Annotated in this window: 1 protein-coding gene; it reads right to left on the reverse strand. The window is 72.0% G+C overall.

All coding sequences use genetic code 11. From position 1 onward, the window contains the following. Positions 1–131 precede the first annotated feature (131 nt). Positions 132–965, reverse strand: a complete 834-nt coding sequence (locus ACFV0G_RS39600; protein WP_380558857.1) for a MetQ/NlpA family ABC transporter substrate-binding protein — start codon at positions 963–965, stop codon at positions 132–134. Positions 966–1,134 lie beyond the last annotated feature (169 nt).

The following is a 1,134-nucleotide window of genomic DNA, read 5'->3' on the forward strand; positions in this document are numbered from 1 at the left end:
GCCCCTGGGACCCGTATCCGCTGACCGGGCCCCACCGCGGGGCGTCCCCCCCGGGGGGGGGGGGCCCATAGGGCGCGGCGGGCCCCCGGCGGGGGGGGGGGGGGGGGCCCGGCCGGTGCCGTGCGGGCGGGTCAGGAGGCGGGGATCACCGAGCCGTTGAAGGTGTCGTCGATGAACTTCTTCACCTCGGCGGAGCGCAGCAGCTGGTTCAGCTTCTGGACCCGCGGGTCGTTCTCGCGGCCCTTCTTGACGGCCAGGATGTTGGCGTACGGGTTGCCCGCCGCCTTCTCCAGCAGGATGGCGTCCTTGGCGGGCTTCAGGCCGCTGTCGAGGGCGTAGTTGCCGTTGATGACGGCGGCGTCCAGGTCGCCGAGCGAGCGGGGCAGCTGGGCGGCCTCCAGCTCCTTGAACTTCAGGTGCTTGGGGTTGCCGGCGATGTCCTGGACGGTGGCGGTGGTGCCGGCGCCGGACTTGAGGGTGATGACGCCGTTGTCGGCGAGCAGCTTGAGGGCGCGGCCCTCGTTGGTGGCGTCGTTGGGGACGCCGATCTCGGCGCCGTCCTTGAGGTCGGCGGCGGCCTTGGCCTTCTTGGAGTAGAGGCCGAGCGGCTCCAGGTGGACGGTGCCGACCGACACGATGTCGGTGCCCTGCTTCTTGTTGAAGTCGTCGAGGTACGGAACGTGCTGGAAGTAGTTGGCGTCCGCCGAGCCGTCCTGCACCGCGGTGTTGGGGGTCACGTAGTCGGTGACCACCTTGACGTCGAGCTTGAGCCCGGCCTTGTCGGCGAGGTTCTTCTTGACGTAGTCGAGGATCTGGGCGTGCGGGGTGGGGCTGGCGATCACGACCAGCGGCTTGTTCGGGTCGGCGGCCGCGGAGTCGGCGGAGCCGCTGCTGGAGCAGGCGGCGACCGACAGGGCGAGGCCGGCGGTGGCGAGGACGCTGGTGAACTTCAGGACGTTACGCACGAAAAGTGCCTTTCTCCATGGTGCGGTGGTCGGCCGGTCCGTCGGTGGACGGCGGCCGGATCCGGGGTGTGTCGGTTGTGGTAGGGGGTGCCGGCGGGTCAGCGCACGGCGGCGGGCTCGGCCGCGGGCTCCTCGGCGGGTGCGGCGGCCGGGGCGGGGCGGCCGGGGC

Origin of the sequence: Kitasatospora sp. NPDC059571 (assembly GCF_042735675.1) — a bacterium.
Taxonomy (GTDB): Bacteria; Actinomycetota; Actinomycetes; order Streptomycetales; family Streptomycetaceae; genus Kitasatospora.